General features: G+C 63.1%; 26 protein-coding genes. All 26 read right to left on the bottom strand.

Annotation, left to right across the window (positions count from 1 at the left end; all coding sequences use genetic code 11):
- Positions 1-3: 3 nt before the first annotated feature.
- Complete coding sequence (gene flhA, locus HU750_RS11710; RefSeq protein WP_027593015.1) at positions 4-2,133, bottom strand: flagellar biosynthesis protein FlhA; 2,130 nt, start codon at positions 2,131-2,133, stop codon at positions 4-6.
- Positions 2,134-2,313: 180 nt separating this feature from the next.
- The gene (flhB, locus tag HU750_RS11705) at positions 2,314-3,456 is read right to left on the bottom strand and encodes a flagellar biosynthesis protein FlhB (protein ID WP_027593016.1); all 1,143 of its coding nucleotides are present in this window, start codon (positions 3,454-3,456) and stop codon (positions 2,314-2,316) included.
- Between the two features lie 2 nt (positions 3,457-3,458).
- On the bottom strand, positions 3,459-4,235 hold the full coding sequence (fliR, locus tag HU750_RS11700; protein WP_186679662.1) for a flagellar biosynthetic protein FliR: 777 nt from the start codon (positions 4,233-4,235) through the stop codon (positions 3,459-3,461).
- Positions 4,236-4,242: 7 nt separating this feature from the next.
- On the bottom strand, positions 4,243-4,512 hold the full coding sequence (gene fliQ, locus HU750_RS11695; RefSeq protein WP_186679660.1) for a flagellar biosynthesis protein FliQ: 270 nt from the start codon (positions 4,510-4,512) through the stop codon (positions 4,243-4,245).
- Between the two features lie 21 nt (positions 4,513-4,533).
- Positions 4,534-5,289: a flagellar type III secretion system pore protein FliP gene (gene fliP, locus HU750_RS11690; RefSeq protein ID WP_027593019.1), complete on the bottom strand. Its 756-nt coding sequence runs from the start codon at positions 5,287-5,289 to the stop codon at positions 4,534-4,536.
- Complete coding sequence (gene fliO / locus HU750_RS11685) at positions 5,289-5,723, bottom strand: flagellar biosynthetic protein FliO (protein ID WP_186679659.1); 435 nt, start codon at positions 5,721-5,723, stop codon at positions 5,289-5,291. The genes fliP and fliO overlap by 1 nt, the downstream gene beginning before the upstream one ends.
- A 12-nt stretch (positions 5,724-5,735) precedes the next feature.
- The gene (gene fliN / locus HU750_RS11680) at positions 5,736-6,200 is read right to left on the bottom strand and encodes a flagellar motor switch protein FliN (protein ID WP_186679658.1); all 465 of its coding nucleotides are present in this window, start codon (positions 6,198-6,200) and stop codon (positions 5,736-5,738) included.
- A 47-nt stretch (positions 6,201-6,247) separates the two neighbouring features.
- Positions 6,248-7,216 (bottom strand): flagellar motor switch protein FliM, encoded by a 969-nt coding sequence (fliM, locus tag HU750_RS11675; protein WP_027593022.1) that lies wholly within the window; start codon positions 7,214-7,216, stop codon positions 6,248-6,250.
- Between the two features lie 9 nt (positions 7,217-7,225).
- Entirely contained in the window at positions 7,226-7,723 is a 498-nt protein-coding gene (gene fliL, locus HU750_RS11670) for a flagellar basal body-associated protein FliL (protein ID WP_099454932.1), read from the bottom strand.
- 392 nt (positions 7,724-8,115) lie between these two features.
- Complete coding sequence (locus tag HU750_RS11665) at positions 8,116-9,381, bottom strand: flagellar hook-length control protein FliK (RefSeq protein WP_186679655.1); 1,266 nt, start codon at positions 9,379-9,381, stop codon at positions 8,116-8,118.
- Between the two features lie 72 nt (positions 9,382-9,453).
- On the bottom strand, positions 9,454-9,801 hold the full coding sequence (locus tag HU750_RS11660) for an Hpt domain-containing protein (protein ID WP_027593025.1): 348 nt from the start codon (positions 9,799-9,801) through the stop codon (positions 9,454-9,456).
- 60 nt (positions 9,802-9,861) lie between these two features.
- Positions 9,862-11,553, bottom strand: coding sequence for a fused response regulator/phosphatase (locus tag HU750_RS11655; protein WP_186679653.1), 1,692 nt, complete (start codon positions 11,551-11,553; stop codon positions 9,862-9,864).
- 8 nt (positions 11,554-11,561) lie between these two features.
- On the bottom strand, positions 11,562-11,867 hold the full coding sequence (locus tag HU750_RS11650) for an STAS domain-containing protein (RefSeq protein WP_186679650.1): 306 nt from the start codon (positions 11,865-11,867) through the stop codon (positions 11,562-11,564).
- A 118-nt stretch (positions 11,868-11,985) separates the two neighbouring features.
- Positions 11,986-12,438: a flagellar export protein FliJ gene (gene fliJ, locus HU750_RS11645; protein ID WP_186679647.1), complete on the bottom strand. Its 453-nt coding sequence runs from the start codon at positions 12,436-12,438 to the stop codon at positions 11,986-11,988.
- Positions 12,439-12,444: 6 nt separating this feature from the next.
- Entirely contained in the window at positions 12,445-13,803 is a 1,359-nt protein-coding gene (fliI, locus tag HU750_RS11640; RefSeq protein WP_186679643.1) for a flagellar protein export ATPase FliI, read from the bottom strand.
- Positions 13,793-14,563, bottom strand: a complete 771-nt coding sequence (gene fliH / locus HU750_RS11635) for a flagellar assembly protein FliH (RefSeq protein ID WP_186679639.1) — start codon at positions 14,561-14,563, stop codon at positions 13,793-13,795. The genes fliI and fliH overlap by 11 nt, the downstream gene beginning before the upstream one ends.
- 160 nt (positions 14,564-14,723) lie before the next feature.
- A complete protein-coding gene (fliG, locus tag HU750_RS11630) occupies positions 14,724-15,743 on the bottom strand; it encodes a flagellar motor switch protein FliG (protein WP_027593031.1) in 1,020 nt (339 codons plus the stop codon).
- Entirely contained in the window at positions 15,736-17,514 is a 1,779-nt protein-coding gene (fliF, locus tag HU750_RS11625) for a flagellar basal-body MS-ring/collar protein FliF (protein WP_027593032.1), read from the bottom strand. The genes fliG and fliF overlap by 8 nt, the downstream gene beginning before the upstream one ends.
- A 15-nt stretch (positions 17,515-17,529) precedes the next feature.
- Positions 17,530-17,862: a flagellar hook-basal body complex protein FliE gene (fliE, locus tag HU750_RS11620; RefSeq protein WP_027593033.1), complete on the bottom strand. Its 333-nt coding sequence runs from the start codon at positions 17,860-17,862 to the stop codon at positions 17,530-17,532.
- Positions 17,863-18,109: 247 nt separating this feature from the next.
- On the bottom strand, positions 18,110-19,474 hold the full coding sequence (locus HU750_RS11615) for a sigma-54-dependent transcriptional regulator (RefSeq protein ID WP_186679636.1): 1,365 nt from the start codon (positions 19,472-19,474) through the stop codon (positions 18,110-18,112).
- The gene (locus tag HU750_RS11610; RefSeq protein WP_238348891.1) at positions 19,474-20,691 is read right to left on the bottom strand and encodes a sensor histidine kinase; all 1,218 of its coding nucleotides are present in this window, start codon (positions 20,689-20,691) and stop codon (positions 19,474-19,476) included. Before HU750_RS11610 ends, HU750_RS11615 begins: the two co-directional genes overlap by 1 nt.
- A 244-nt stretch (positions 20,692-20,935) precedes the next feature.
- The gene (gene fleQ, locus HU750_RS11605) at positions 20,936-22,411 is read right to left on the bottom strand and encodes a transcriptional regulator FleQ (protein ID WP_099454940.1); all 1,476 of its coding nucleotides are present in this window, start codon (positions 22,409-22,411) and stop codon (positions 20,936-20,938) included.
- Positions 22,412-22,579: 168 nt separating this feature from the next.
- Entirely contained in the window at positions 22,580-22,873 is a 294-nt protein-coding gene (gene fliT, locus HU750_RS11600) for a flagellar protein FliT (protein ID WP_027593037.1), read from the bottom strand.
- 16 nt (positions 22,874-22,889) lie between these two features.
- Complete coding sequence (gene fliS, locus HU750_RS11595) at positions 22,890-23,285, bottom strand: flagellar export chaperone FliS (RefSeq protein ID WP_027593038.1); 396 nt, start codon at positions 23,283-23,285, stop codon at positions 22,890-22,892.
- A gap of 78 nt (positions 23,286-23,363) precedes the next feature.
- Positions 23,364-24,719, bottom strand: coding sequence for a flagellar filament capping protein FliD (gene fliD / locus HU750_RS11590; protein ID WP_027593039.1), 1,356 nt, complete (start codon positions 24,717-24,719; stop codon positions 23,364-23,366).
- Between the two features lie 79 nt (positions 24,720-24,798).
- Positions 24,799-25,149 carry a flagellar protein FlaG gene (locus tag HU750_RS11585; protein ID WP_027593040.1) on the bottom strand — a complete coding sequence of 117 codons (351 nt, stop codon included), beginning with the start codon at positions 25,147-25,149 and terminating at the stop codon, positions 24,799-24,801.
- Positions 25,150-25,187 lie beyond the last annotated feature (38 nt).

Raw genomic sequence — 25,187 nt, 5'->3', positions numbered from 1 at the left:
ACCTCAGCCGTTAGGGCCCACGGTGGCAACGATGGTGACTTGCTTGTTGTCAGGTATTTCCTGATACGCCAGAACATGCAAATTCGGTACAGCCAGGCGACCGAAGCGCGACAGCATGGCGCGGATCGGGCCGGCGACCAGGAGAATGGCCGGCTGGCCTTGCATCTCTTGGCGCTGGGCCGCGTCAATCAGCGAACGCTGCAGCTTTTCGGCCATGCTCGGTTCCAGAAGAACACCGTCTTCCTGACCCTGCCCGGCCCTTTGCAGACTATTGAGCAAAATCTGTTCCAACCTCGGTTCAAGGGTGATCACCGGCAGCTCAGACTCAACGCCGACAATGCTTTGCACGATGGCGCGACACAATCCGACGCGCACCACGGCCACCAGCGCGGCGGTATCTTGACTCTTGCCCGCGTTGTTGGCGATCGCCTCGGCGATGCTGCGGATATCGCGCACCGGCACTTGCTCGGACAGCAATGCCTGCAAGACCTTCAGCAGCCCCGACAAGGAAATGACACCTGGCACCAATTCTTCTGCCAGTTTAGGCGAAGCCTTGGACAACACTTGCAGCAATTGCTGCACTTCCTCATGGCCGATCAGCTCGTGACAGTGCTTTTGCAGGATCTGGTTGAGGTGCGTGGCCACCACCGTACTGGCATCGACCACGGTATAGCCGAGCGACTGCGCCTGGGAGCGCTGGCCGACGTCGATCCACACCGCCTCCAGGCCAAAGGCCGGGTCGCGTGCGGCAATGCCGTTGAGTGTGCCAAATACCTGGCCCGGGTTGATCGCCAGTTCGCGGTCCGGGTAAATCTCCGCTTCAGCCAGGATCACCCCCATCAACGTGAGGCGGTAGGCGCTGGGCTGCAGGTCGAGGTTGTCGCGAATGTGCACAGTGGGCATGAGGAAACCCAGGTCTTGGGACAGCTTCTTGCGCACGCCCTTGATCCGCGCCAGCAACTGGCCGCCCTGGTTGCGGTCGACCAGCGGGATCAAGCGGTAACCGACCTCAAGGCCGATCATGTCGATCGGGGTAACGTCGTCCCAGCCCAGCTCCTTGGTTTCCAGCGCACGCTGTGGCGAGGGCAGCAAGTCCTGCTGGCGCTGCGCCTCTTCCTGGGCCTTTACCTTCACCTGCTGCTGTTTCTTCCACACCAGGTAGGCACCGCCGCCGGCCATCAGGCCAAGGCTGAGGAAGGCCACATGCGGCATGCCCGGCACCAGGCCCATGATGATCATCAGCGCACCGGAGACCGCCAGGGCCTTGGGTGAGTCGAACATCTGCCGGTTGATCAACTTGCCCATGTCTTCCGAGCCCGAAGCCCGGGTGACCATGATGGCCGCAGCGGTGGACAGCAGCAGTGATGGCAATTGCGCCACCAAACCGTCACCGATAGTCAACAAGGCGTACACCTTGCCGGCTTCGCTGAACGGCATGCCGTGCTGGAGCATGCCGATGAGCATGCCGCCGATGAGGTTGATGAACAGGATCAGCAGGCCGGCGATGGCGTCGCCGCGCACGAACTTGCTGGCACCGTCCATCGAGCCATAGAACTCGGCCTCCTGCGCGACCTCGGAGCGGCGGGCCTTGGCCTGGGCCTGGTCGATCAAGCCGGCGTTGAGGTCGGCGTCGATGGCCATCTGTTTGCCGGGCATGGCATCGAGGGTGAAGCGCGCGCTTACCTCGGAAATACGCCCAGCACCCTTGGTCACCACGACGAAGTTGATGATCATGAGGATGGCGAACACCACCGCACCGACCACATAGTTGCCGCCGATGACCACTTCACCGAAGGCCTGGATCACCTTGCCCGCAGCGCCATGGCCCTCCTGGCCGTGGAGCATGACCACACGGGTGGAGGCGACGTTCAGGGCCAGGCGCAGCAGCGTCGCCACCAGCAGGATGGTGGGGAATGCGGCGAAGTCGAGTGGGCGCAGGGCGTAGACGCAGACCAGCAGCACCACGATCGACAGGGCGATGTTGAAGGTGAAGAACACGTCGAGCAGGAACGGCGGTATCGGCAACATCATCATTGCCAACATCACCAGCAGCAACAGCGGCACACCCAGGTTGCCCCGGCCGAGACCGGCCAGGTTGTGGCGTGCGTTGTTGATTAACTGAGTGCGATCCACCGCGAGTCCTCTTGATGCAAAACTTTGACGCCCAGGGGGCGCCTGGGCGTGGCTCTGCAAGAAGCCTTCCAACTTTGCTGTTTGGGTGTTCGCCTTGGGTTTTTTGGTGGGTTTGAGATCGAGCGCCGCGCGGGCGGCGCTCGATCTCACAGGCGCTAAACGACCATCGCCAAGCGCCTATCAGCTATCGCGCCGCAAATCCGGCGGAATCGGCAAATCATCCTTCAACGGCTCCGGCCGCTTGCCCTTGCCCGACCGGTACTGACGAATCTGGAACACATACGCCAACACCTGCGCCACCGCCAGGTACAACCCCGCCGGGATCTCGTGCTCAAGCTCGGTGGAGTAATAGATCGCCCGCGCCAGGGCCGGCGATTCAAGGATCTGGATCTTGTGCTCGACACCAATCTCGCGAATCTTCAATGCCATGAAATCGGTACCCTTGGCCAGCAGCAAGGGCGCTGCCCCGCCCTTCTCCGGGTCGTACTGCAGAGCAACGGCATAGTGCGTGGGGTTGGTGATGATCACGTCCGCCTGCGGCACCGCCGCCATCATGCGCCGCTGCGACACTTCGCGCTGCAGCTGGCGAATACGCTGCTTGACCTCAGGCTTGCCCTCCGAGTCCTTGTACTCGTCACGCACTTCCTGCTTGGTCATTTTCATTTTCTTGTGCGTCTGCCACAGCTGGAACGGCACGTCCGCCGCCGCGATCAGCAGCAGCCCCGCCGACATCCACAGCGCACTCCACCCCACCACCTGAACACTGTGAATGATCGCCTGTTCCAGCGGCTCATTGGCAATCGACAGCAACGCCTGGCGGTCGCTGACCAGCACCACCACCGCCACGATCAGGATCGCGAAAAACTTGGCCAACGCCTTCAGCAGCTCAGTCAAGGCATGCATCGAGAACATGCGCTTGATCCCCGACAGCGGGTTCATGCGGCTGAATTTGGGCTGCAGCAGGCTGCCGGAAAACAGGAAACCGCCCAACGCGATCGGAGCAACGAACGAGATCACGAACAGCAGAATCAGTACGGGCTGCACCGCCCAGATCGCCATCTTGCCCGAGGCCAGCAAAAACGCGCCCATGGCGCGCTCGTCGACGATCATGTCGCGGGTCAGGCTGAAGTTCATGCGCATCACGCTCAGCAGCGTCTCGGCCAAGTGGCCGCCGAACATCAGCAGGCCGCCGGCGCCTGCCAGGGTCACCGCCACCGTGTTCAGCTCCTTGGAGCGGGCGATCTCACCTTTTTCGCGCGAATCGCGCTTGCGCTTGTCGGTGGGGTCTTCTGTCTTGTCCTGACCACTCTCGCTTTCAGCCATGCTCAGCGCGCCCTTGCCAGATCACGCAGCCATTGCAGCGCGTCGCTGGCCAATGCCTGGTAGTGGGAAAGCATATCGGCCAGGCCGATCCAGAAAATCCCCATGCCCATGACCAGTGTCAGCGGGAAGCCAATGGAGAAGATGTTCAGCTGTGGCGCCGCCCGCGTCATCACGCCAAAGGCGATGTTCACCACCAGCAGCGCGGCAATAACCGGCAAGATCAGCAACAACCCGGCGCCGAACACCCAACCCAGGCGCCCGGCCATTTCCCAGAACTGGTTGACCATCAGCGCATTGCCCACCGGCAAGGTGGTGAAGCTTTCGGTCAGCACCTCGAAGACCACCAAGTGCCCGTTCATCAACAGGAACAGCACACTGACCAACATGGTCATGAACTGGCTGATCACCGTGACGTTGACGCCGTTGGCCGGGTCGACCATCGAGGCGAAGGCCATGCCCATCTGTACCGCGACGATCTGGCCAGCGATGACGAAGGCCTGGAACAGCAGCTGCAACGAGAACCCAAACAACGCCCCGACGATGATCTGCTCGCCACACAGCAGCAGGCTCTGCAGGCTCAACGGCTCGAACTCGGGCAACGGCGGCAGCGCCGGGACGATCACCACGGTGATGGCCACCGCCACGTACAGGCGCACCCGCGCCGGCAGCATGCGCGTGCCGAAGATCGGCATGGTCATCAGCACTGCCGTCACCCGGAACAACGGCAGGATGAAGGTGGCGACCCAGGTGCCGATCTGTGCGTTGGTCAGCTCCAGCATGGCCGTGTCAACCGATCAGCTGCGGGATGCTGGTGTAGAGCGTGGTGATGTATTCCATGAACTTCTGCACCAGCCAAGGCCCCGCGACGATCAGCGTGACCAGCATTACCAGCAGACGCGGCAGGAAGCTCAGGGTCTGTTCGTTGATCTGCGTGGCGGCCTGGAACATCGCCACCATCAGGCCCACCAGCAGGCTCGGCACCACCAGGATGGCGACCATCAGCGTGGTCAGCCAAAGTGCATCGCGGAACAGGTCGACAGCAACTTCAGGGGTCATGCGTGGCTCTCCTTGACGGCGTCAGACGCCGCCGAAACTACTGGCCAGTGTGCCCATGATCAGCGCCCAGCCATCGACCAGGACGAACAGCATGATCTTGAACGGCAGCGAAATGATCAGCGGCGACAGCATCATCATACCCATGGCCATCAGCACGCTGGCGACCACCATGTCGATGATCAGGAACGGGATGAAGATCATGAAGCCGATCTGGAACGCGGTCTTCAGCTCGGACGTGACGAAGGCCGGCACCAGGATGGTCAGTGGCACCTGGTCAGGGCCTTCGATGTCGGTGCGCTTGGACAGGCGCATGAACAAGTCCAGGTCGCTCTGCCGGGTCTGCGCCAGCATAAAGTCCTTCAGAGGCCCCTGGGCCTTGTCGATGGCCTGTTGGGCAGTCATCTGCTCTTTCAGGTAGGGCTGCAGCGCATCCTGGTTCACCCGGTCGAACACCGGCGCCATGATGAACATGGTCAAAAACAGCGCCATGCCGGTCAGAATCTGGTTCGAAGGCGTCTGCTGCAAGCCCAGGGCCTGGCGCAAAATCGAGAAGACAATGATGATGCGGGTGAAGCTGGTCATCAGGATGACGAACGCCGGGATGAAGCTCAGCGCCGTCATGATCAGCAGGATCTGCAGGCTGACCGAATACTCCTGCTGCCCGTCTGCCCCATTGGACAGGGTGATGGCCGGGATCGACAGCGGGTCGGCAGCCAGGGCCAATGGCGCGGCCAGCAGCAGCGCCAGGGTCAACATCATGCGCAGCACGCCGGTCATCACTTCTTGTCCTTCTGGTCCTTGCCCATCAGCTCCATCAGCCGCTGGGCAAACTCCGGCGCTGCCTGACGGGCAGTTGCGGGCACTTCGACGGGTTCGGCCAGCACATGCAGGGCCTCGATACTGCCTGGGGTGTGGCCGATCAGGATCTGCTCCTTGCCGACCTGCACCAGCAACAGGCGGTCACGCGGGCCAATGGCCCGGCTGCCGATGATCTCGATCACCTGGCCACCTTTGACCGCCGCGCCTTGCATGCGGCGCAACATCCAGGCCAGGAAGAAGATCAGGCCCACCACCAACAGCAGGCCAAAGACCATCTGCGCCAGTTGCCCACCCAGGCTGCCAGGCGCGGCAGCGGTGGTTGCCGCAGGGTTGGCCGCCGCGCAGGCCCACTGGCTGGCGAGCAGCCCGGCAAAAGCAGCGCCGGCGCGCATCGTGCCCTTCACTCAGCGCAGCTTCTTGATACGTTCGCTGGGGCTGATCACGTCGGTCAGGCGGATGCCGAACTTCTCGTTGACCACCACCACTTCGCCATGGGCGATCAGCGTGCCATTGACCAGCACGTCGAGCGGCTCGCCGGCCAGGCGGTCGAGCTCGATCACCGACCCCTGGTTGAGCTGCAGCAGGTTGCGGATGTTGATCTCGGTGCTGCCCACTTCCATGGAAATGTTCACCGGAATGTCCAGGATCACGTCCAGGTTAGGGCCTTCGAGGCTGACATTCTCGTTCGGCCGCGGCGAGCTGGCGAACTCTTCCATCGGCAGGCGGCCAGCGCCGCTGTTACCGGTGTCGCCGCCCAGCAGCGCGTCGATATCGGCCTGGCCGGCATCACCGGTTTCCTCCAGCGCCGCCGCCCATTCGTCGGCCAGGGCCTGGTCTTCCGCGGACGTGATCTCGTTTTCGTTAGCCATGATTTCCTCGACAGGCATTCAATTCGTAGTGAGCGACCGGCACGCCGTCAGCGGCGTTCGATCGGGTCGATGATCTGCAGGGCCAGGTTGCCCTTGTGCGAACCCAGCCGCGCCTTGAACGAGGGCACGCCGTTGGCGCGCAGCACCAAGTGCTCGGGCAGTTCCACCGGGATCACATCGCCAGGCTGCATGTGCAGGATGTCGCGCAGCTTCAGCTGGCGGCGGGCAACCGTGGCGGTCAGTGGCACGGCCACGTCCAGCACGTCTTCGCGCAGGGCCTTGACCCAGCGCTCGTCCTGGTCGTCCAGGTCGGACTGGAAGCCCGCATCGAGCATCTCGCGCACCGGCTCGATCATCGAGTACGGCATGGTCACGTGCAGGTCGCCGCCACCGCCGTCCAGCTCGATGTGGAAGGTCGACACCACCACCGCCTCGCTGGGGCCGACGATGTTGGCCATGGCCGGGTTGACCTCGGAGTTCATGTACTCGAAGTTGACCGGCATGATGGCCTGCCAGGCTTCCTTGAGGTCGACGAAGCACTGGTCGAGGACCATGCGCACCACGCGCAACTCGGTCGGGGTGAACTCGCGGCCTTCGATCTTGGCGTGACGGCCGTCACCGCCAAAGAAGTTGTCCACCAGCTTGAACACCAGCTTGGCGTCGAGGATGAACAACGAGGTGCCGCGCAGTGGCTTGATCTTGACCAGGTTGAGGCTGGTCGGCACATACAGCGAATGCACGTACTCGCCGAACTTCATCACCTGCACGCCACCCACCGCCACGTCCGCCGAGCGGCGCAGCAGGTTGAACATGCTGATGCGGGTGTAGCGGGCAAAGCGTTCGTTGATCATTTCCAGGGTCGGCATACGACCGCGGACGATACGATCCTGGCTGGTCAGGTCGTAGCTTTTGATACTGCCTGGCTCGGAAGCGCTCTCGGTCTGCACCAGACCATCGTCGACACCGTGCAACAGCGCATCGATTTCATCCTGGGACAGCAGGTCCTGTACGGCCATTGCGGACTCCTACTGCAATACGAAATTGGTGAACAGCAACTGGTCGATGACCGGCTTGCCGACTTCCTTCTGGGCGACTTCCTGCACCACGGCGGTGGCTTTCTGGCGCAGCATCTCTTGCCCTACCGGGCTGCCGGCCAGGGTGTCGAAGCCCTGCCCGGAGAACATCATCACCAGGTTGTTGCGAATCACCGGCATGTGCACCTTGAGGGCATCCAGGTCAGCCTGGTTGCGCGCTTGCAGGGTGATGCTCAGTTGCATGTAGCGCTGGCGGCCGTTCTGGTTGAAGTTGACCACGAAGGCCGGGGTGAGCGCTTCGTAGATGGCCACAGGCTTGACGTTGGCGGCGGCCGGGTCGGTGGCCGGCGCGGAGTCGCTCTTGTGCATGATGAACCAGGTAGCGCCCACCGAAAGGCCGATCGCCAGCACCAGGCCCAGCACCAACAGCAGGATCAGCTTGAGTTTGCCTTTTGTGGCGGGGTCTTTTACTGCTTCGGTTTTCGCCATGCCAATAATCCGTCGTCCATCGGGGGTTCAAAGGAGGATGACGTGGCTTGAGCAAGTGTTATGCCAGGTTTTGGGTGGGGGATGGAATGAGGTTTGGGTGGGTTTGGCGTTAGGGGGGCAGCGCCTGGGAGATCGAGCGCCGCCCGCGCGGCGCATCGCGAGCAACGCTCGCTCCTACGCTTGTTTCGGGCCAATTATTCCTGGGGCATACGCGCGCGACCGCCTCTGACGCATGGCGCGATATCGCGTCGAACAAACAAGGCAGTCGCGCGCACCTGTCACAGGCGTTATTGGCCGAAAACAAACGTAGGAGCGAGCGTTGCTCGCGATGCGCCGCGCGGGCGGCGCTCGTTCTCAACGGCACCAACAACCTAAAGACAGGCACCCCGCCCTCACGCGTAATAATCAACCGCACTGTCGCCAATCACCACCTGCTGCTCAACCGGCCTGCTGCTATCGACCTGCTCGGAGCCGCCCTGCCCGGCCTGTTGCCGCGCCGCGACGCCCGACAGATTGCTGCCCTGCTCCTGCGCCTGCTGATGCTGTTGCCCGCGTGACTGGTCAGCAACGTTGACGTCTGGCTGCGCCAGGCCCTGCTGGGTAAACAGCTCGCGCAAGCGGTGCACCTGGCTGTCGAGGGCATCACGCACACCGGCGTGGCCGCTGATGAAGGTCACCTGGGTCGACTGATCCGCCGCTACATTGACGCGAATGTCCAGCCGCCCCAACTCGGCGGGCTCCAGCTGGATGTCTGCCGACTTGAGGTTCTGGCTGGACAGGTACATGACCCGATTCACCAGGCCTTCGGTCCAGGCGTTCTGGTTCATCGGCAAGGGTTGGTGCAAAGGGCTGGCATTCGCCGGCACGGCATTGGCGGTTTTCGCCGTGGCCGCCTGGGTCAGGCTGGCCAGGCGATCGGCGAAATCGTCGACGCGCGTGTCGCTGCTGGCGCTCTTGGTGTCCTTCAGGCCCTCTTCAAGCAGTGCACCGAAGGCCTTGTCGCCTGGCTCGCCCGCCTCACCCTCAGCGGTATCGACCAGATTCGCCAAGGTATTGACGGCTCCTCGGCCTTCATCCCCCTGAGCCTGCGAGGGGTCCACGGCGTGTGCCGAGGTGGTGCCTTTGGCCTGGGCGCTCTGTTCCAGTGCCAGGCGCAAGGTTGGCAGGTTGGCCAAGGGGTCGGCGTCGGGGTCGAACGCCTCTTCGGCGGCAGGCTCCTCCGTCAGCGCTGCGCTGGCTTGCGACTGTGCAGTGGCAGCCTGAAGCACGGGCGCCACGGCCTCAGCCTGGGCTTGAATCAGTTGCGCGCCAGGCTGCGCATCGGTGACCTGGCCGGCCACCAGGCTGGCGTCGCGCAACCCTGTGTCGGCGGGGTCTGAGGCCTGATCGTCGGCTGGCAATTTGTTGCCGTCATCGGCAACCGATGGCTTGTCGGCAGCATCTTTCTTGCCGCCGTGTGCCACTTCTGGCTTGTCCTTGGGCTTGGCCTGGGCGACCTTGTCGTCCTGCCCAAACGCTTTCTGCTTGGCCATGACCTGGTCGAAGCCACCGCCCGCGTCACCCAGCGCCTGCGAGGGCTTGTCCACCATCGAGCTGGTCGCTCGCGACGACTTGCCAACGGCGTTTGCTTGCAACAAAGGATTGGGTGCGACAGGCATTGAGCGGTCTCCGCGCCAGAAACTGAAAAGTCATCCGGGCAAAGACAGGCAAGACTCGCGCCAAGTCGCGCATCAGCCCGCCGAGATACGGTGCTCCTCACCGCGGTAGAAGCGCCGAACCTCTACATATTCCAGGTCGATACGGTTGATCAGGTCCTCGATGCCATACAGCGGTGGCTGGCGCACGCGGTCTTCCAGTTGCTGGCACAGGCCAGCCAGCGCGACAGCCCCCATGTTGCTGCTGCTGCCCTTGAAGCTATGGGCCGCTGAGCCCAGCTCATCGGCGTTTTTGGCAGCGTGCAACTCGCTCAAGCGCCGCTCGGAGTCATCCAGGAATGTCTGCACCAGATGCAGGTAGCCATCCTCCATGACCTCACGCAGGTCGTTGAGCACCTTGTGGTCGATATGAATCTCAGTCACTTGTTCACTCCTTGATCAAGCCAGATTATGCCCGAGCCAGCCCCAGGGTCACAGGCGGGCTCACCATACAAACTCTACCCGGGCGCAGCGGCCGCCTTCGCACCATTGCGCATTACTGCCCAGCCGCGTTACCAGCTGCAGGCCACGGCCACTCAGGCCCTGCTCCGAGGGCGGCTGCGACAGCACCCGCTGCACATCAAACCCTGCGCCGCTGTCACGCACCTCGATCATCAGACGCCCGCCATCGGCGAGGGGTTCAACCTTCAAGTCGATGCGCACAAAACCGTCAGCCAATGCCGCCAAGCGCCGGGCACGCTCCCGGTAGTAATCGGCAAAGCCCTGCACATCGCGCTTGAGCCGCGAATCCAGGCCCAACACCCCATGCTCCAAGGCATTGGAGAACAGCTCGCTGAGCACACTGTGCAGGTTGCCGGTGCGCGCGCGCAGCGGGTGAATTTCCTGCAACAGCTGCACCAGGTACGGCACCGGGTTGGACTGCTTCAGGCTTTCGCCGCGCAGTTCGAACCCAAGCGACCAATCCAGCGGGCTGGGGCGACCGCGTTCAGCGTAGATCATCGGCGCCGGCACCCGCTCATCGGCCGCGAACATGCGGATATCGCACAGGCTGATGTCGTCCCGAGGCTGCCCGCCGAAATGTTCCAAGGCCTGCATCACCTCATCAAACAAGTGGGCCGGGTCTCGGTTGCCAGCCAGCACCCCTTGCAGGCGCTCGACGCCAAACAAGCGTTCCTGGTCATCGGCCGTGTCCAGCACGCCGTCTGACAACAGCAGCAAGCGCTCCCCCGCCGCCAGCGGCAGCACTTGCGTGCTGTCGTCGAAGCGCTCAGGGGCAAGAATACCCAGCGGCAAATGCCGCGAAGCCAGCGCCGACAGCACCTCGCCGCCTGCAGACAAGCGATAGCCGTCTGGCATGCCGCCGTTCCACACCTCCACTGAGCCGCGCTGCACGCTCAGGTTGAGCATCACTGCACAGCAAAACATGTCCACCGGCAGGATGCGTTTGAGCTTGGCGTTCATTTCGCGCAGTGTCTGCGCCAGGCCATACCCCTTGGCTGTCATGCCGTAGAACACTTCTGCCAGGGGCATGGCGCCAACGGCGGCGGGCAGGCCGTGGCCGGTGAAATCCCCCAGCAGCACCTGCATGTCCCCCGAGGGCGTGAACGCGGCCAGTAGCAAGTCACCATTGAACAGTGCGTAGGGCGATTGCAGGTAGCGAATGTTGGGCGCAGCCAGGCAGCCCGCATGGGCCACCTTGTCGAATACCGCCTTGGCCACCCGCTGCTCGTTGAGCAGGTGGTGATGGTGGCGGGTGATTTCGTCGCGCTGGGCGAGCACAGTGGCCTGCAGCCTGCGCAGGCGGCCCATGGCGCGTATCTTGGCGGCGAGAATCACCGGGCTATAGGGCTTGGCCATGAAGTCATCGCCGCCGGCCTCCAGGCAGCGCACCAAGGCATCCTCCTCGTTCAACGAGGTGAGGAATATGATCGGCACCAACGCTTCTCCGGCCAGGGCCTTGATCTGCCGGGCCGCTTCGAAACCGTCCATCACCGGCATCAGCGCATCAAGCAGCACCAGGTGCGGGCGCCGTTCGACAAACAGCGCCACCGCCTGCTCGCCGTTTTCTGCGGTGAACACCTGATGCCCCTGGCGCCGGACGATTTGCGCCAGCAACAAGCGGTCGGCGGCCCCGTCTTCGGCGACCAGCACGGTCAACGCCTGTTCGGCAGCCATCACGCGGCTCAACTGATATCGAACAGTTTTTCGAAATTGGAGATGGCGAGGATCTTGCGCACATCGGAGCTGGCGTGCACCACACGCACGTCCGAATCGTCGCCGCCCGCGTGATCGCGCAGCAGCAACAACATGCCGAGCGCGGAGCTATCGAGGTAGGTGGTGTCTTTCAGGTCCACGACCACCGAGTCCGGCCGACCCGGCTGGCGCTCGTAGGCTTCGCGAAACTCCTGGTGCTTGCCGAAATCGAAACGACCCTTGACCGTGATCGTCAGCTTTTTCCCGTCCTGCGAAAAATCAGTCTCGACTGCCATGCTAGCGATTCCTTCGATGATGGCGGATGCAACCTTTTAAGGTTTAGCAGCCTGGGGTGGGAGTGCAAGCGAGACGGCCACCAGATCGCCCTCAGCGGCGCGCGCCGGCGATTAAAAATCAGGGGTGACTTTGTCTGGGCAAGCGCTGCGACAGCTCATCCAGCAAGCGCTGCTCGCGCTTGTCTTCGGCGCGCCGCGCTTCATCCAGGTAACGCTGTACCAACTTGCGCAACCCCTCGACTCGGGCATAGGCCTGCTGCCAAGTGCCGCGGGCGTTGTTCAGGTTGTTCTGGTGCCAGGTCAGGCTCTGGCGCTGCTGGGTCATAGCAGTTTCCAGTTGCCCGAGAAAACGCTGGTAATTGACCAGCCAGCTGCCATTGACGCCCTGCCCGCCGCGGTTGATCCACTGCAGCTGGTAGTCCTCGCGAAAACGCTCCAGCTCAGCCAACTTGACCTGCGCCTGGGTCACCAGTTGCTGAAAATGCCCAAGGCGCTGGGCGGCCTTGCGCTCGGCCTCTTCGGCCATGTCCACCACCGGCGCCAGGCGCGCGGCACGTCCGGGCAGTGCCATGGCCTATCAACCGCCCGCCGGAGGCGTGAATATCGCCCCCAGCTGATCGCGGCTCTGCGCCATGCCGACGTTTTCGTCCAGCGCTTGACGTAGAAAGTCCACCAAGCGGGACTGCAAGGCGATCGCCAGGTCGGTCTCCGGGTCGCCACCGGCCACATAGGCACCGACGCTGATCAGGTCGCGGCTCTGCGACAGGCGCGACCACAACTGCTTGAATTTTTGCGCCTGGCGCAGATGATCAGCATCGACCACCTGCGGCATTACCCGGCTGATCGACGCTTCGATGTCGATCGCGGGGTAGTGGCCTTCTTCGGCCAAGCGCCGGGACAACACGAAGTGGCCGTCGAGCACCCCCCGCGCCGAGTCGGCGATCGGGTCCTGCTGGTCGTCGCCCTCCGACAATACCGTGTAGAACGCAGTGATCGAGCCGCCACCCGGCTCGCCATTGCCCGCCCGCTCCACCAGCTTCGGCAGCTTGGCGAACACCGACGGCGGGTAACCTCGGGTGGCCGGCGGCTCACCGATCGCCAAGGCGATCTCACGCTGAGCCTGGGCAAAACGGGTCAGCGAATCCATCAGCAACAGGACATTCTTGCCCTTGTCGCGGAAGTATTCGGCAATGCGCGTGCAATACATGGCCGCGCGCAGGCGCATCAACGGCGCGTCATCGGCGGGCGAGGCGACCACTACCGAGCGCTTGAGGCCTTCTTCACCAAGGATGTGCTCGATGAATTCCTTCACCTCGCGGCCCCGCTCGCCGATCAGCCCAACGACGATGATCTCGGCTTCGGTGAAGCGCGTCATCATGCCCAGCAACACCGACTTGCCCACACCGGTACCGGCGAACAGGCCCAGGCGCTGGCCACGGCCGACGGTGAGCAGGCCATTGATGCTGCGGATGCCTACGTCCAGCGGCACGCTGATGGGGTCGCGGTTGAGCGGGTTGATCACCGGGCCATCCATTGGCACCCAGTCTTCGGCCTTCATGCCGCCTTTGCCATCGAGGGCGCGGCCGGCGCCATCCAGCACCCGCCCGAGCATGCTCATGCCCATGGGCAGGCGGCCGCCGTCGTCCAGCGGTACCACCCGCGCACCAGGAGCGATGCCGACGATACTGCCAACCGGCATGAGGAATACCTTGGACCCGGCAAAGCCCATGACTTCGGCCTCGACCTGCACCGGGTGATAGCTGTCGTCATTGATCACCAGGCAGCGGCTACCCACCGCAGCGCGCAACCCTTCGGCCTCGAGGGTGAGGCCAACCATGCGCAGCAGGCGGCCTTCGACGATCGGCTGCACCGGCAGCTCGATCGCCTCGGCGTAACTGCCCAGGCGTTTGCCGAAACTGGTGCGGTCAAGGCGCATCGGGGCGGTCCAGGTCGATCGACACATCGGCCGGCGCAGGGTGCAGGGAATGGTCGTGAAGCTGGTCGAACAGCTGCGCCACGGCCTTCTCGATGCGCGTTTCCATGCTGGCGTCGATACGGCTGTGGGCGGTCTCGATGCGGCAGCCACCCGGCAGCAAGGCTTCGTCTTCGAGCAGCCGCCAATTTTCTTCGTGGCGCTCGCGCAGGGACTTGGCGAGTTCGAAGTCCTGGGGGTTGAGGTGAATGCGGATGTTGTCCGCGCCCATTGGCAGCAGCTTGAGGGCTTCGCGCAGCACCTGGGTAATCTGGCTGGAATCGCTGCGCAGCTCGCGGCCGATCACCTGGCGGGTCATGTGCGCGACCAGGTGCACCAGGGTTTTCTCGATCTGTGTGTCTTGCTCGGCGATGGGCGCCATCAGGTTGACCATCAGCCGCTCGAGGCTGCCGACCTTGGCCGCCAGGGCCTGCTCAGCCTCTTGGCGCACCTTCAGCTGGGTGCTGTGAAAGCCCTCGCGCTCGCCGGTGGCAAAGCCTTCGTTGTAAGCGTCCTGGCGAATGGCTTCGAGTTCTTCGAGGGTCAGCGGCTGGACTTCTTCCAGCGGCACTTCCTCGACTTCTTCCTCGATGACTTCGGGTTCCGGTTCAGGCTCGGGTTGCGGCTCGGGTTCCGGGTCGAAGCTGGGCAGCGCCCAGACATCGACGCCCTCGAGGTCGCGGGCGCGGATCAGGTCGCTGGGGTGATGTTCTTTGCTGGACATGCTGTGATGTTCTCAAACCACGTTCAGCCAACGCGATCCCTGTGGGAGCGGGCTTGCCCGCGAATGCGTCGGCAGGGACAACCTCATCACCCGATCTGGCGCCTTCGCGGGCAAGCCCGCTCCCACAGTGGGCTGCGCCAGTCGGCAGAATCCGGCAACGTTAGATCATTTCCTCGGCACCCTTGCCGCCGAGCACGATCTCGCCGGCCTCGGCCATGCGTCGGGCGATGGTGAGGATTTCTTTCTGTGCCGTTTCCACGTCGCTGACCCGTACCGGCCCTTTGGCCTCCAGGTCGTCGCGCAGCAGTTCCGACGCACGTTTGGACATGTTCTTGAAGATCTTGTCCTTGACCCGCTCGTCGGCGCCTTTGAGCGACACCACCAGCACGTCCGAAGACACCTCGCGCAGCAGCGCCTGGATGCCACGGTCGTCGACATCGGCCAGGTTGTTGAAGACGAACATGAGGTCTTCGATCTGCTCCGAGAGGTCGTTGTCGACTTCGCGGATCGAGTCCATCAGCGCACCTTCCACCGAACTGTCGAGGAAGTTCATGATGTCAGCAGCCCGCTTGATACCGCCCAAGGTGGTCCGCGCAGCATTGGAGTTGCCCGAGAACTGCTTCTCGAGAATCTGGTTCAGCTCCTTCAGCGCCGCCGGTTGCACGGTGTTCAGCGACGACACGCGCAGGATGATGTCCAGGCGCACCTTGTGGTCGAAGTTGCTCAGCACTTCACCGGCCTGGTCAGGGTCCAGGTAGGCGACCACGATGGCTTGGATCTGCGGGTGCTCGTAGCGGATCACATCGGCCACGGCACGCGGCTCCATCCACTTGAGGCTGTCCAGGCCGCTGGTGTTGCCCCCCAGCAGGATGCGGTCGATCAGGCCGTTGGCCTTGTCCTCGCCCAAGGCCTGGTTGAGCATCTTGCGGATGTAACCGTCAGAGCCCACGCCCAGGCTGGTCTGGTCGCCGACGATGTCGACGAACTCGCTCATCACCTGCTCTACCTGGTCGCGGTGCACGTTGCCCATCTGCGCCATGGCCACGCCCACACGTTGCACTTCCTTAGGGCCCATGTGCCGCAGTACCTGGGCCGCATCGGTTTCACCCAGCGAGAGCAGGAGGATCGCCGCTTTGTCGACGCGGCTCAGCTTGGCGGTAACGGCTCGGTTATCACTCATCGGCGTTGATCCAGTCTTTCACGACCTGGGCCACGCGGCCCGGGTCTTCGGCCACCAGGCCTTTGATTGCGTTGAGCTGTGCCTCGTAGCCCTCGCTCGGGCTTGGCAACAGAATGCTTGTCGGGCCACCCAGACTGACGCGGTCGTTGGCCAGTTCGCCATCCAGACCGATCATGCCGCCCAGCTCCATGTCGCTGTCTGAGGCAGCCTGCTTGCCGCCCCCTGTGATGTTGTTGAGCACCGGGCGCAGCACGCCGAACACCAGCACCAGGATGAACACCACGCCCAGCACTTGCTTGACGATGTCCCAGAACCACGGCTGCTGATAGAAGGCGATGTCAGCGATTTCTTCGCCACGATCGGCGGCAAACGGCACGTTGATCACCGTCACGCTGTCGCCACGGCTGGCATCGAAGCCGACCGCGTCCTGCACCAGGCGGGTAAAGCGCGCCAGGTCCTCGGTACCCCAAGGGGCACGCGTGGTCTCGCCACTGGTGGGGTCGATCTTGAGCTGGTCGTCGACCACCACCGCCACCGACAGGCGGGTCATGCGGCCCTGCTGCTGACGGGTGTGGCTGATGGAGCGGTCCAGCTCGAAGTTCTTGGTGCTTTGCTGGCGTTTGTCTGCCGGGTACGGCGCAAGCATCGGCTGGCCGGTGGCCGGGTCCATGATCTGCTGGCCGTTGGCATCCACCAGCGGCTGGCCGGGCTGGATGGCGGCGGCCGGGGTGGCGGCTGCACCCGTGGTTTGCGGCGCAGACGCCGCACCCGGTGGCTGGTTGCTCAGCGCGCCGGGCACGCCTTGCGGGCCCTGGCTGCTGGCGCGCTGTTCGTCCACCGACTGTTCGCTGCGCAGCGCCGGCTGGTCGGGGTTGAACTGCTCGGAGGTCGATTCGACCGCACTGAAATCCAGGTCGGCGGAGACTTCGGCCTTGTAGCGATCGTTACCCAACACCGGCTGCAAGATATTGTGCACACGCTGGGTAAGCATGCTTTCCATGCGGCGGCTGTAGTCGAACTGCTTGCCCGCCATGGTCAGGGCGGTGTCCTGCAGCTGTTCGGAGAGCAGGTTGCCCTTCTGGTCGACGACAGTGACTTGCGACTTGTCCAGCTCTGGCACGCTGGTGGCGACCAGGTTGACAATCGCCATCACCTGCCCGGCTTCCAACCCACGGCCTGGGTACAACTCGACCAGTACCGAGGCGCTGGGCTTGCGTTCGTCACGCACGAACACCGAACTTTTCGGAATGGCCAGGTGCACGCGCGCAGCCTTGACGTTGTTCAGGCTGGAAACAGTACGGGCCAGTTCGCCTTCCAGGCTGCGGCGATAACGGGTGGCCTCCATGAACTGGCTGGTGCCCAGGCCCTGCTCCTTGTCGAGCAGCTCGAAACCGACGTTGCCATCGCTCGGCGCCACGCCTGCGGCCGCCAGCTTCAGGCGCGCACGGGAGAGGTCGTCGGCCTTGACCAGCAGCGCGCCGGAATTGGGCTCGACGTTGTAGGGAATGTCTGCGGCGGCCAGGGTTTCCATGACCTGCTTGGTGTCCATGCCCGACAGGCTGCCATACAGCGGCCGATAGTCCGGCTGTTGCGACCACAGCACCACGGCGAAGCCGATCGCCACGCTCGCCGCCAACCCGACCATGAGGCCGACCTGACGCAGCATGGGCATCTGCGAAATGTTTTCCAGAAACGCCATGCCGAACAGCGGCGGTTTGGCCGCTGGCTGGCCGCTCTTGGCGGGGGCGTTATCGACGACTGCTTCAGCCATGGGTTACGTCCGTCCTCAAACCGGCATCTGCATGATGTCTTGATACGCCTGGACCAGCTTGTTGCGTACCTGGGTGAGTGCCTGCATGGAGACGCTGGCCTTTTGCGAGGCGACCATGACATCGGTCAGGTCGACGCCGGTCTTGCCAATTTCGAAGGCGTTGGCCAGCTGGGTGGAAGCCTGCTGCGTCTCATGCACCTTGCCGATGGCCTGGCCGAGCATGTCGGCAAAGCTGCTCTGGCCCGGGGCCAGTTCGGGGGCAGCGGACACCTTGGGCAGCGACATGGCATCAGCCTGCATCGCGCGCATGTCCAGCATCAGACGATTGAATTCAACACCTTGGCTCATGACCTTCTCTCTCCGGCGGCCGCATTTTTTTGACACTCATGCGGCGGATAGCTCGTGTAAAGCAACAAAGGTGCCAGCCTTGCCACCCTGTCCATTTGGTTTAGCGCGATCCCTGCAAAGCAGGCTTGGTGATGTTTGCTATGGAGCTGAAATCCAGGGGCTGCTTCGCAGCCCATCGCAGGCAAGCCAGCTCCTACAGAAAAACCCATAACCTGTTGATTTAGCGGGTGCCTGTGGGTGCGATGCATCAGCCGAAGAGGCTGGCCTCGACGTCGAACCCGGCATCGCGCATCTGCGCCAGCTTGTAACGCAGGGTGCGCGGGCTGATGCCCAGGCGCTCGGCGGCTTCCTTGCGGCGGCCGCGTTCGGCGCGCAAGGTGTCGATGATGGTCTGGTACTCATGGCGGCGCAGGTCATCGCCCAGGCCACTGGCTTCGGCAACCACGGCTGCCACTGACGGCGCCGCGCCGGCCGACAATGGAATGGCGCCCGCCAGACAGAAATCCGCCGCTTCGATCACCCCGCCCTGCTGCAGGATCAAGGCGCGCTGCAAGGCGTTGTCCAGTTCGCGCACGTTGCCGGGCCAGGCATGCGCCTGCAGGCAGGCCCGCGCATCGGTAGACAGGCGCACGGGTGCGTGCTTCATCTTGCTGACATGGCGTGCCAGCAAACGCTCGGCCAGCGGCAGGATATCGCCCTTGCGCTCGCGCAGCGCGCACCAGGCCAGGGGGAACACCGACAGCCGGTAATACAGGTCTTCACGGAAGCGGCCAGCCGCCACTTCGCCTGCCAGGTCGCGGTTGGTGGTGGCCAGCACGCGGATATCCAGACTGATCGGCTTACGCCCACCTACCCGCTCCACCTCGCGCTCCTGCAGCACCCGCAACAGCTTGGCCTGCAAGGCCAGCGGCATCTCGGAAATCTCGTCGAGCAGCAAGGTGCCGCCCTCCGCCTGCTCGAACTTGCCGGCCTGGGCCGCGATGGCGCCGGTGAAGGCGCCTTTCTCGTGGCCGAACAGCGTGGCCTCGAGCATGTTGTCAGGGATGGCCGCGCAGTTGATCGCCACAAAAGGCTCGGCCGCCCGCGGGGACTGCTGGTGAATGTAGCGCGCCAGCACTTCCTTGCCGGTACCCGACTCGCCAGAGATCAACACGGTCGAGTCACTGCGCGCTACCCGCGCAGCCAGTTCGAGCAACTGCCGGCTGGCCGGCTCGCAGGCCACCGGCCCTTCTTCTTCCGCTGCACTGACACGGCCTGCGGCGTGGCGCTCCACCAGGCTCAACAGCGCCTTGGGCTCGAAGGGCTTGACCAGGTAATCGGCAGCGCCTTGGCGCATCGCCTCCACGGCACGTTCGACTGCGGCATGCGCCGTCATCAGCAGCACCGGCAGTTGTGGCTGCTGGCGGCGCAATTGCGCCAGCAGCTGATGCCCATCCATGCCGGGCATGTTCACGTCGCTGACCACCAGGCTGAACGCCTCGGCCAGCACTGCCTCCAGCGCCTCTTCGGCACTGCCCACGGCCCGGTAGTCGAAGCCGCCGATTTCCAGGGTGTCGCCAAGCGCCTGGCGCAAAACGCGGTCATCCTCGACCAGCAGCACCTTGATCGCCATCAGCCCGCCTCCGCCAGTTGCCCATCGATCAGCGGCAGTTCGACCCGCACGCAGGTGCCGCGCCCAACCTTCGAACGCAGGCTGAGGGTGCCCTGGTGCGCCCGCACCACAGCCTTGACCACGGCCAGGCCCAGCCCGGTGCCGGTGGCCTTGGTGGTCAAGAACGGCTCACCCAGGCGGCCCAGCAAATCGGCGTCGATACCGCTGCCGGCATCACTCACGCACAGGTGCAACACCTGCTCACGACGGAACACGTGCACCTTGAGCCGGGCCGGCTCTTCGCTGGCTTGCAGGGCATTCTCGATCAGGTTGAGCAAGGCGCCAACCAGGGTGTCGCGGTTGCACAGCAGCTCGCCCAGGTGGCTGTCGCACTGCCAGCGCACGGCATGCCCTTGCACGTGCGACTGCGCCGCCTGCTGCAGGGCCTGGAACAATGCTTTCGGGGTCACACGATCACCCAGCGGCAGCTCGCCGCGGGCGAACACCAGCATGTCGCGCACCTGGTGCTCCAGCTCGTGCAGGCGTTCCTTCAAGGTACCGGCGAAGCGCTGGCGGGTTTCGGCGCTCAGGTCTTGCTGGCTGTCGGCCAGGTGGCTGGCGTAGAGCATGGCCGCCGACAGTGGCGTGCGAATCTGATGGGCCAACGAGGCGACCATGCGCCCCAGCGACGACAAGCGCTCATGGCGCGCCAGCTGGTCTTGCAGGCGACGGGTTTCAGTCAGGTCGTTGAGCAGCACCAGTTGGCCGGGTTCGGCATCCAGCGAACGGGTGGCGATGGACAAGCGGCGGCCGTCGCGCAGCGACACTTCATGGCCGTCATCCTTGCGCGGGGCGAAGCTGCGGGCAATGACCTGGCGCCACAGCTCACCGATCAGCGGCTCGCCGAGCAGTTCGCAGGCGGCCGGGTTGGCTTCGCGCACCCTGCCCTGGCCGTCGATCACGATCACCCCGCCCGGCAACAAGTCCAGTAGGTTCTGCAGGCGATTGGCCAGGCGTTCCTTTTCGTTCAGCTCGTCCATGCGCTGGGCACTGACCACGGCCAGTTCGCCCTTGAGCTCACTGACGCGGGCTTCGAGCAGGCTGTAGGATTGGCTTAGCTGGCTGGAGACCTGATTGAACAAGGCGAAAGCCTGCTCGACACCCTGTCGGCTTTCCTGCTCGACCGGGGTATGCCCCTGCAGATCGGGGGCTCGGGAAACGTGGGCGGCCTGGGGCATCGTGCTCTCTCGCGTGGCTGACCGTCATAAAAACGGTGTGGTGCCAGCGGTGTAGCAATAGCCGTGCCGAAGATGGGGTTTTACCAAACTGCGATGCGTATTGTGCAACCTGTGTAGGAGCAGCCTTGTGATGCGAAGAGGCCGGCGCATGCACAGAGCCTTTCTGTGCTGCCACCGGCCTCTTCGCAGCACAAGGCTGCTCCTACAAGGGTTTACCGACTGCCTGAAACAGGCGCAAAGGGGGTCAATCCTCCGCCTGTTCCTCGCCACCCTGACGGCTCATGCCGTACTTGCGCATCTTCTCGACCAGCGTGGTACGGCGGATACGCAAACGTTCAGCCGCGCGCGCAACGATACCGTTGGCATCGTCCAGTGCCTGCTGGATCAGGCCCTGCTCCAGGCTGCCCAGGTAGTCCTTGAGGTCAAGGCCTTCGGGCGGCAGCATCGCGGGGTTGGCGAAGTTGGGTGCATGGCCGTTGATGGCCACGCGCTCTTCGAGATCACTGCGCAGGTGGTCGACCATCTGCTCGTCTTCATCATCGACGTAGCGGAATTTTTTCGGCAGTTCGGACACGCCGATCACCCCGTACGGGTGCATGATCGCCATGCGCTCGACCAGGTTGGCCAGCTCGCGCACGTTGCCCGGCCAGCCATGCCGGCACAGCGACATGATCGAGGCAGAGTTGAACCGGATCGAGCCGCGCTTCTCGTGCTCCATGCGCGAGATCAGCTCGTTCATCAGCAGCGGGATGTCTTCCACCCGCTCACGCAGGGGTGCCATCTCGATGGGGAAGACGTTCAGGCGGTAGTACAGGTCTTCGCGGAAGGTCCCATCCTCGATCATGCTTTCGAGGTTTTTGTGGGTCGCGGCGATGATGCGCACGTCGATGCTCTGGGTCTTGTTGCTGCCCACGCGCTCGAAGGTGCGTTCCTGCAACACGCGCAGCAGCTTGACCTGCATCGGCAGCGGCATGTCGCCGATCTCGTCGAGGAACAGGGTGCCGCCGTTGGCCAGCTCGAAACGCCCGGCACGGCTGGTGATGGCACCGGTAAAGGCGCCCTTCTCATGGCCGAACAGTTCGCTTTCCAGCAGCTCGGCCGGGATCGCGCCGCAGTTGACCGGCACGAACGGCGCATCGCGGCGCTTGGAGTGGTAGTGCAGGTTGCGCGCCACCACCTCTTTGCCGGTGCCCGACTCGCCGAGGATCAACACGCTGGCATCGGTGTCCGCCACTTGCTGCATCATCTGCCGCACATGCTGGATGGCGCGGCTGGTGCCGACCAAGCTGCGGAACAGGTTCGGCTCGCGCTGGCGCCCGCGCTCGCGTGCTTGGTCGTACATCTCGCGATAGACCTGGGCACGGTGCAGCGAATCGAGCAACTGGCTGTAGCTCGGCGGCATTTCGAGGTTGGAGAGGACCCGACGGCGAAGCTCTTCCGGCAACTCTGCAGAAGAAATTTCACCTAAAAGCAGCACCGGAAGGAACTCATCCCACCCGGCCACTGTCTTAAGGAGCCCAAGGAGATTGCCCGGAGCATTCACGGCACCGACAAGTACGCACAGCACTTCCCGGCTCGAAGACAACGATTCCACCGCCTGCTGCCAGTCCTGGCTCGAGCACGCGAGGTTTTCTTCGCCTAGAAAATTCAGGACCACCGCCAGATCGCGGCGGCGGGCGCTGTCGTCATCGATCAGAAGAATCTTGGTTTCACGCCACATGCAATAGCAACTTCCCTAGTCATATCGGCGCCCTGCGGGGCGTGCTCGACATCATTCCGACTGAATGGTCAGTGTTCGGACGTCTGAAATTCGAAAACAGCCACTAGTAAAGTCAAAAACTTAGAAGCAGTCAAATTTATGGCGCCGAGCTTTGCGTTCTGCTCAGCGTCAGCTGAACAGATGGTATACCTTTGTGGCCTGTTTCGCTTGATTGATATTGGACATTTGCTGGACTAAAGATTGACGTTCGTCACTTGCAACGTCGATTAGTTGGCGATAAACGTCCATCAGCGCTTCGAGGTTCACCCGAACCGCCGCCTCATCCTCCACCGCCCCTTGCAGTAATTCGTCCATCTGCGCCCTGCAGGCCAGGTCTAGCTCGCCAATGGCGGCCCAGTCGCGCGCTTGCAGTGCCTCGTTCAGGGCCTGACGGGTGTCTTCGATTCGCTGCAACGCGTTCATGTGGCCTCCTGGCGTGTCACTGCTCGGCTGTGGCGATGGCATCCCAACCGCTTTTCACGGTGATCATCAGCTGGGCGACTTCGTCGATGATGGCGGGGTCGCTGTCCAGGTTGGCCTGGATCAGACGGGTGGCCATGTAGGCATACAGGCTGTCGAGACGGTCCAGTTCGTCTGGGTTGTCGGTCTTTTCCTTGTCCAGCCCTTCACGCAGGCCACCGATGATGTCGATCGCCTTGCCCAGCATCACACCCTTCTGCGCCACGTCGCCGCGGCTGATCGCGCCCTTGGCCTGGGCCATACGGTCCAGCGAACCCTCCATCAGCATCTGCACCAGGCGGTGCGGGGTCGCTTCGGAGATCTGGGCGTGGGAATTGACCTTCTGGTACTGGCGAAGGGCTCTCATCGGGTGCATGGGGGATCCTCAGTGAACGGGGCAGAACAGTGGCCGTATACCTAGGTAATCGGCCCTGGCCTGGATTTCTTTAGGCGATCAATCGTCGCTGTTGGACTTGTTGAGCGCGTTTAGCGTGGTCATCACGCTGTCGCTGGTCGCCTTGAGCTTGGCCACCAGGGTGTCCATGGCGTTGTACTTCTTGGTCAGGGTGTCGGTCAGCGACTCAATACGGCGATCAAGCGCGGTCTGCGACTCTTCCAACTGCTTGAGCTGGGTGGTCAGGCTCGCCTGGCGCGACGCGAGGATACCCCCTGTCTTGGCGTACTCTTCAGTGGCCGCGGTCATGCGGCTGAGCAGGCCTTCCTTACCGACGAACAGGCCACTGATGTCAGCGCCCATCGTTTTGACTGCGGCATCCCACTTGTCGTTGTTGAGCTCAAGCAACCCCGTCTTCTGTACGGTATTGATGCCTAGCTGCGACAGCGTACGCAGGCCACCGGTACCCACACTGCGGGTGAGCTCGCTACGGATTGAGCTGACCAGCGAACGCATGGTCGCATCCCCTGTCAGCGATGCACCCGAGGCGCTGCTGTCGTCGGCGCCCGTGGTGACCTTGGTCTGCGCATTGATGGTCGTCATCAAGGCGTTATAAGCGGTCACGAAGGACTGCACCGAGGTTTTCAGGGTGTCGTTGTTGCTCGCCACCACAAGGCTCGACTTGCCTTCTTTGACCAGGGTGATGTCCACGCCACTGACCGCACCGGTTACGGTGTTGGAAGCCGATTCCAGCTCGAGGCCGTCGAGCTTGTACTTGGCATTCTGCGGCTCTGCAATGGTCGTCACACCGGTGGCCATGTCGGCGGTGCCACCCAAGGTCAGCTCGGTGCCATCACCCATTTTGGTCGACGAGAAGATCAGCCGCGAACCACTGGCGTCAGTGACGATGTTGGCCGTGATGCCCTTGGATTGCAGCTGATCGTTGATCGAGTCGCGCGCCTGCTGCAGCGTTGCACCCGCAGCGATGGAAACGTTGTGCGTGGCATTGCCCTGGCTAATGGTCAGGGTTTGCGACTCGCCCGAATCGTTGACGATGGTCGAGGTGTTCTTGTAAACCTGAGTCGAAATCTTGGATGCCGTTGCCAGCTGCGTCACTTCAAGCGAGTACGTACCCGACGACGCGCCATCACCCAATTTGATCTTGGCGATGGCTTCGTCAGACGACGACCCAGACAAACCATTGAAGCTCGCTGCGGTATTAAGCTTGGTCAGCGCCGCGCGGTACGTTTCCAGCGCACTTTTGATCGTACCGATGGCCGACAAGGTGGTGGTGGCGGTGGCGGTCTGATTATTGATCTGGGTTTGCTTGGGTGCTTTTTCTGCACCCGCCAACGCCGCAACAAGCTCGTCGATCTTTAGACCCGAACCCAGTCCGGTAATAGTAGAACTCGCCATCTTCACACTCCTTATCGGTGACCGTCGAAAATCCGACGAAAACGCGTCCGTGCGGCTTTACAACAAAAGCCGTGCCAACTCAGGCCTGGGTATCGAACAACAGGCTGTTGGCATCCTTCAGGTTTTCCGCCAGCTTCAGTGCCACTTCGGAGGGCAACTGGCGGATGACTTCGCCGCTCTGGCGGGCGATGACCTTGACGACCACCTGGCCGGTGGAGTCATCGATCGAAAAATCGAGTTGTCGCTCTGAAGCCTTGACGAAGTCCTGGATGGCATTGACTGCGGTCTCCAGGGTTTCTCGGGCTACAGGCTGGGATTCTGGCTTGGCAGGCTCGTTGGCCGCCAGCTCGTTCTCTTGCCGCTTGCTCGCTGTTGCTTCGGGAGCAGCGGAGGCGGGATAGGACAGGCCCAGTTTCACGCTCATATCCATTTCTGGCACCTCTTGTTCTCGGAAAGACGAAAGGGTAC

This window comes from Pseudomonas sp. SWRI50, from assembly GCF_014269095.1.
GTDB classification, from domain to species: domain Bacteria; phylum Pseudomonadota; class Gammaproteobacteria; order Pseudomonadales; family Pseudomonadaceae; genus Aquipseudomonas; species Aquipseudomonas kermanshahensis.
The sequence above is the reverse complement of the archived record's forward strand: the minus strand, read 5'-3'. Positions and strand labels throughout refer to the sequence as shown.